6 protein-coding genes and 1 pseudogene are annotated in these 5,408 nt (G+C 39.5%); 2 read left to right on the forward strand and 5 right to left on the reverse strand.

Features of this window, described 5'->3' with window-relative positions:
- The 5 genes from ligA to ACNKXV_RS11820 form a co-directional block, all read right to left on the reverse strand.
- The coding region (gene ligA / locus ACNKXV_RS11800) for an NAD-dependent DNA ligase LigA (RefSeq protein WP_417907936.1) at positions 1-1,612 on the reverse strand (1,612 nt) is incomplete at its 3' end.
- Between the two features lie 14 nt (positions 1,613-1,626).
- Positions 1,627-2,295: a VOC family protein gene (locus ACNKXV_RS11805; protein WP_417907937.1), complete on the reverse strand. Its 669-nt coding sequence runs from the start codon at positions 2,293-2,295 to the stop codon at positions 1,627-1,629.
- A gap of 2 nt (positions 2,296-2,297) precedes the next feature.
- A complete protein-coding gene (locus ACNKXV_RS11810) occupies positions 2,298-2,900 on the reverse strand; it encodes an LOG family protein (RefSeq protein WP_417907938.1) in 603 nt (200 codons plus the stop codon).
- A 1-nt stretch (position 2,901) separates the two neighbouring features.
- A complete protein-coding gene (gene prmC, locus ACNKXV_RS11815; protein ID WP_417907939.1) occupies positions 2,902-3,747 on the reverse strand; it encodes a peptide chain release factor N(5)-glutamine methyltransferase in 846 nt (281 codons plus the stop codon).
- An 18-nt stretch (positions 3,748-3,765) separates the two neighbouring features.
- Entirely contained in the window at positions 3,766-4,251 is a 486-nt protein-coding gene (locus ACNKXV_RS11820; RefSeq protein WP_417907940.1) for a GNAT family N-acetyltransferase, read from the reverse strand.
- 27 nt (positions 4,252-4,278) lie between these two features.
- Here ACNKXV_RS11820 and ribD point away from each other — a divergent pair, with 27 nt between their 5' ends.
- Positions 4,279-5,346 carry a bifunctional diaminohydroxyphosphoribosylaminopyrimidine deaminase/5-amino-6-(5-phosphoribosylamino)uracil reductase RibD gene (ribD, locus tag ACNKXV_RS11825; protein WP_417907941.1) on the forward strand — a complete coding sequence of 356 codons (1,068 nt, stop codon included), beginning with the start codon at positions 4,279-4,281 and terminating at the stop codon, positions 5,344-5,346.
- Positions 5,346-5,408 (forward strand): annotated as a pseudogene (locus ACNKXV_RS11830) (HAD family phosphatase); the annotation flags it as partial. The gene ribD and the pseudogene ACNKXV_RS11830, both read left to right, overlap by 1 nt.

Below are 5,408 nucleotides of genomic sequence, written 5' to 3' on the forward strand. Positions count from 1 at the left end.
CCTCGGTGGCAGCCATTAGGGCATCAATATTCTTAAAATGTTTAGCTAGTTTTTTCGCCACGGTTTCACCAACATATCTTATCCCTAATCCAAATAACACCCGTTCAAAAGGAATTTCTTTGGATTTTTCAATTCCCGAAATTAGATTTTCAGCTGACTTTTCAGCCATTCTTTCCAAAGGAAGAATATCCTCCTTTTTTAGCGTATAGAGGTCGGCGTAGTTTTCAATAAGATCGGCCCGCACGAGCAATGCTACAGTTTCCCCGCCAAGGCCTTCAATATCCATGGCCTTCCGGGAAATATAATGCTGAATCCTTCCTATTATTTGTGGAGGGCATCCGTTGGTATTAGGGCAATAATGCTGCGCTTCTCCTTCATTTCTAACCAGTGCTGTGTCACATTCAGGACAATGGGTTGCATACTGAGTAGGTTGAGAATCAGGATCTCTTTTTGTAAAGTCTACACCCACGATCTTAGGGATGATCTCTCCCCCTTTTTCCACATATACACTATCCCCTTCTCTTATATCCAGCTTTTCAATTTGATCGGCGTTATGCAACGAAGCTCTTTTAACTACAGTTCCGGCAAGTTGCACCGCATCCAGATTGGCAACCGGGGTAATAGCTCCGGTTCTTCCAACCTGATAAGTTATCTTTTTAAGGATAGTAGACTCCTGTTCAGCTTTAAATTTATAGGCGATCGCCCAACGTGGCGATTTAGCAGTATGACCCAATTCTTCCTGTTGTTGCAGATCGTTCACCTTTATCACAACTCCATCTGTCTCATAGGGAAGATCATGTCTATGCTTATCCCAATAAGCTATATACTGTAAAACCTCTTCAATTGAATTCTTAAGCTCAGATTCGGCTGGGACTTTAAAACCCCATTTTCTGGCTTTTTCCAAAACTTCAAACTGAGTTTTAATTCCGGTATTTTCACCGGCTATACTATATAACAGGCATTCCAAAGGCCTTTTGGCAACCTCAGCGCTATCCTGTAATTTTAAACTTCCGGAGGCAGTATTACGAGGATTGGCATATGGCTCCTCCCCTAATTCCACTCGCTCCGCATTCATTTTCACAAAACCTTCATAAGGCAAAACAATCTCGCCCCTAATATCAAACCGTTCAGGGTATTCCCCCTTTAATTTTAAGGGAACTGAAGGGATGGTTCTAACGTTATTAGTAACCTCATCGCCCTGGAATCCGTCTCCACGGGTCACTGCTCTTAGAAGTTTTCCATTCTCGTAGGTCAAACTGATGGAAGCCCCGTCATATTTTAACTCACAAACGTATTGCAACTTGCCATCAACGATCTTTTGAAGTCGTTTTTCCCAATCTTCAAGTTCTTCCTTTGAATACGAGTTCGAAAGAGAATACATGCGGTGATCATGAACCGTAGTTTCAAAATTTTTGGTTACCGCACCACCAACTCTTTGGGTGGGAGAATTCTCATCATGGAATTCGGGATGTTTTTCCTCCAGTTCCTGAAGTTTTTTCAACTTCATATCGAATTCATAATCACTTATTTGAGGATTATCCAATACATAATAATTATAATTATGCTGTTGAAGCTCCTCCCGTAAAACCTGAATTCTTTGCTCAGTATTCATTTTAACCTTTACTTTTAAATACTTTTAAGCTGAAGTTCCCCCTCCTTAAAAGTTGCAGAATAATTTATTGAATCATGACTGAATTCCACTTCAAAATCTGCTGAATATGCAGTGTCCCCCACAGGAAACCAGTCTTTTTTATCTTTATTTATAACTATGAATAAACCGGAAGGATCTCCGGTTGCGCAGAATCTCTCCAGATCCCCGTCAAATTTTTCCAGCCCGGCCACGGCCTGCAGCTTTTCAAATTGCCTGCGAATATTTGTGGTGGCCATTCCTACTTCAGCAATTCCAACGATACTTTTAGCTTCAAAGATTCCGGAATCCGGTTTTTTAAAATCTCTTCGGGAAATAAATTCCATGATGTTTTTATCTTCATCATAGAAGTAAAGGGATTTTGCCTGCCAGTTTTCGAAATCAATTATTTTATCATCATTAAAACCCAATACAGGAACAAGTTTTTCAAGCCATTGAAGTGCTTCCTCTTCCTGCCTGTCCGGAATATGAAATGCGATATGATAAGGCTGGGAATGTTCTCTGGCAATAAATTGTAAAACCGAATAGCCGCAAACTATTTCAAATGCATCTTCGGAAGCGTTCCTGATCTCAAAACCCAGCTTCTTATAAAATTTTAGTTGTGAATCTATGTTAGCACTGTAGACCCTTAGGTTTTGGAATTTCATGATCAGGTTTGGTTTTTATTCATCCATTTAGGAACCGGTTGCGGAACATAATTCTGCATCTTTTCCAGAAGATCCTCAAAATTATCAGCTATGAGAATGATATCTAGATTTTCTTCCTTAAGAAGACCTTTCCTGGTCATGGTATTCAGCATATTGATTAGATCATCATAAAATCCGCCTATATTTAAAAGACCAATTGGCTTTTTATGTAATCCCAGCTGAGCCCAGGTCACTATTTCAAAAAGTTCTTCAAAAGTCCCGAAGCCTCCGGGCAAAGCAATAAAAGCATCACTTAACTCATTAAGCTTCATCTTTCTTTGATGCATATTGTCGGTGGTGATAAGTTCATCCAAAGCAGGATGCACCACTTCCTTTGTCTTCAGGAATTCAGGGATTACCCCGGTTACTTCCCCACTATTATCCATACTACCCTTAGCCACCTGACCCATTAGACCAAGTTTACTACCTCCATAGATCAGTTTTATCCCTTTTTCAGCGAGTCCCTTTCCCAGGGCATAAGCCGTATTATAAATAATTTGATCATTCCCATCACTACTGGCACAAAATACGGCCAGGCTCTTAATTTTTATCTGAGTTTCCCTCATTTTATTTTTTCACAGCTTTTAGCATTCGGTAGTTTCCAAAAATATCCTTTTTAAGTTCGGCTACAAAATTCATTTCTTCAACAAGTTCTTTCGTCTCCGCGCCTAAGTACTGATTGATCTCAAAATAAAGCAAACCACCTGTAGCCAAATTTTCAGCCGCAAGTTCAGTGATTTTTTTATAAAAGATCAGCGCATTTTCATCTTCAACATATAAAGCTGTATCCGGCTCATGCTTCAGCACATTTTTATGCATTTCTTTTTTTTCCAGCTCCCGTACATAAGGAGGATTGGAGATTATCACATCAAACTGCTGAGGTAATTTCTGCATTTTAAGGATATCTGCTTTTTTAAAATCGATTTCGACCTTATGAAATCTGGCATTTTCTGTGGCTACTTTTAAAGCCCCTTCAGAAATATCGTATGCTGTAATTTTAGCTGAAGACAAATGCTTTGCCAGGTTTACCGGGATACAACCCGATCCTGTTCCAATATCCAGAATACTTAAGTTCTGCTCCTTCGGAATATCTGAAAGTACCCAGGAGATGAGTTGTTCGGTTTCAGGTCTTGGGATCAAAACATTTTTATCTACCTGAAATTTCAGACCATAGAATTCAGTATAACCCAGAATATACTGTACGGGCTCATATTTTTTTAGTCTTTCCAATGCATCCAGTATCGACTGCAAACCCTCAGGATCTGCTTCCGCAGAAGGGTCCAGAGCAATATCCAGTCTTCTTTTATCCAGAAATTCTTCTGCAAGCAGATAAAAAAAGGAATCAACTTCAGTTTCCGGATAAAGACCTACGAGAGATTTCTTGAAATTTTCTCTTAATTGAGAAATTGTCATTTAGCAATAATTAATGAGTTAAAGATCCTTTATCATATAGACCGTACAATTGTAATGACCTGTATTACCCAATGGTTTCTCTATAGTGGTAAAACCGTTTTTGGAGTAGAGCCTGCGGGCATTTTCCATATAAGGGAGGGTTTCGATATAACATTTCTTAAACCCCTGCTCCTGTCCATAATTAAGACAGGTTTGAATCATTTCCATTCCTATCCCTCTTCCCCGAGCTTCCGGAAGAAAATACATTTTTTGAAGCTCACAAATTTCATCTTCGCAACCTGTTAACGGAGCAATCCCGGCGCCGCCTATAATTCTGGAATTTTCTTCTACAATAAAATATGCCTTGTTTTCGGCTTCATATTCGGCGGTCATATCATCAAGAGCTTTGTCTTCATAGGCTGTACCAACTTTAGGAACTCCCATTTCCACCAAAACACTGCGTATCAAGGCTCTTACCGCTGCATTATCTTCCGGTTTTATTTCCCGAATTTTCCATGTATTCATTCTGCTAATTAATTCTATTTTTGTGCTGTGAAGATACACGAAAAATACATAAACAGATGTATTCAACTGGCCCAAAACGGGCTTGGAACCACATATCCAAATCCTTTGGTAGGCAGTGTGGTTGTACATAATAACATGATAATTGGAGAAGGCTGGCATCAACAGGCGGGCAAAGCTCACGCCGAGGTAAATGCCATCAACTCAGTAAAAAATAAGGACTTACTAAAAGATGCCACCATCTATGTAAGCCTTGAACCTTGTAGTCATTATGGAAAAACTCCTCCCTGCAGTGATCTTATAATCGCTCACGGAATCAAAAAAGTAGTGATAGGCAGTATAGATCCTTTTGCCAAAGTAGCGGGAAGAGGAATTAAAAAGCTGATGGATGCAGGTTGTGAGGTTAGGGTTGGCGTACTTGAGAAACAGTGCCGGGAACTCAACGAGAGGTTCTTCACTTTTCATACTGAAATGAGACCTTATATAATTTTAAAATGGGCTCAAACAGGAGATAATTTTATTGCTCCAATAAATCAACCTAATGCCAGACCGGTTTGGATCACTAACCGGTTTAGCGGGCAACTGGTACATAAATGGCGTAGTGAGGAAAGCGGAATTCTTGTGGGAACGAACACTGCGCTCAAAGACAATCCATCTTTAACTGTAAGAAAATGGACAGGGAATCATCCGGTTCGACTGGTTCTGGACAGAGAACTAAAAATTAGCAAGGAATTTTCATTGTACGATAATACGGTGAAAACGATCATAATTACGGAGAAAAAGACTGAAGAAGGATCGGGAAATACCATATTTGAGCAAATTGATTTTTCTCAGGATCTCGTAAAAGCAATCACAGAGATTTGTTATAAATATGAGATCCAGTCTCTAATAGTAGAAGGCGGTCGCTACACCCTGCAACAGTTTATAGACTCAGGCACCTGGGATGAAGCCAGAATATTTACGGGCAACAAAAGATTTGAAAAGGGCATACCTGCTCCAGAACTAATTGGGACACTTAATAAACAATACTCCATTCAGGGTGATATGCTTGAAATATTTGAAAACTCACATCTGCTCAATAACAAAAAAAAACTTTAATGATTAGCACTATTATATTTGATTTTGGCGACATCTTTATCAATCTGGATAAAGCAGCTACC

The organism is Christiangramia aquimixticola, assembly GCF_048285835.1.
Lineage (GTDB): Bacteria > Bacteroidota > Bacteroidia > Flavobacteriales > Flavobacteriaceae > Christiangramia > Christiangramia aquimixticola.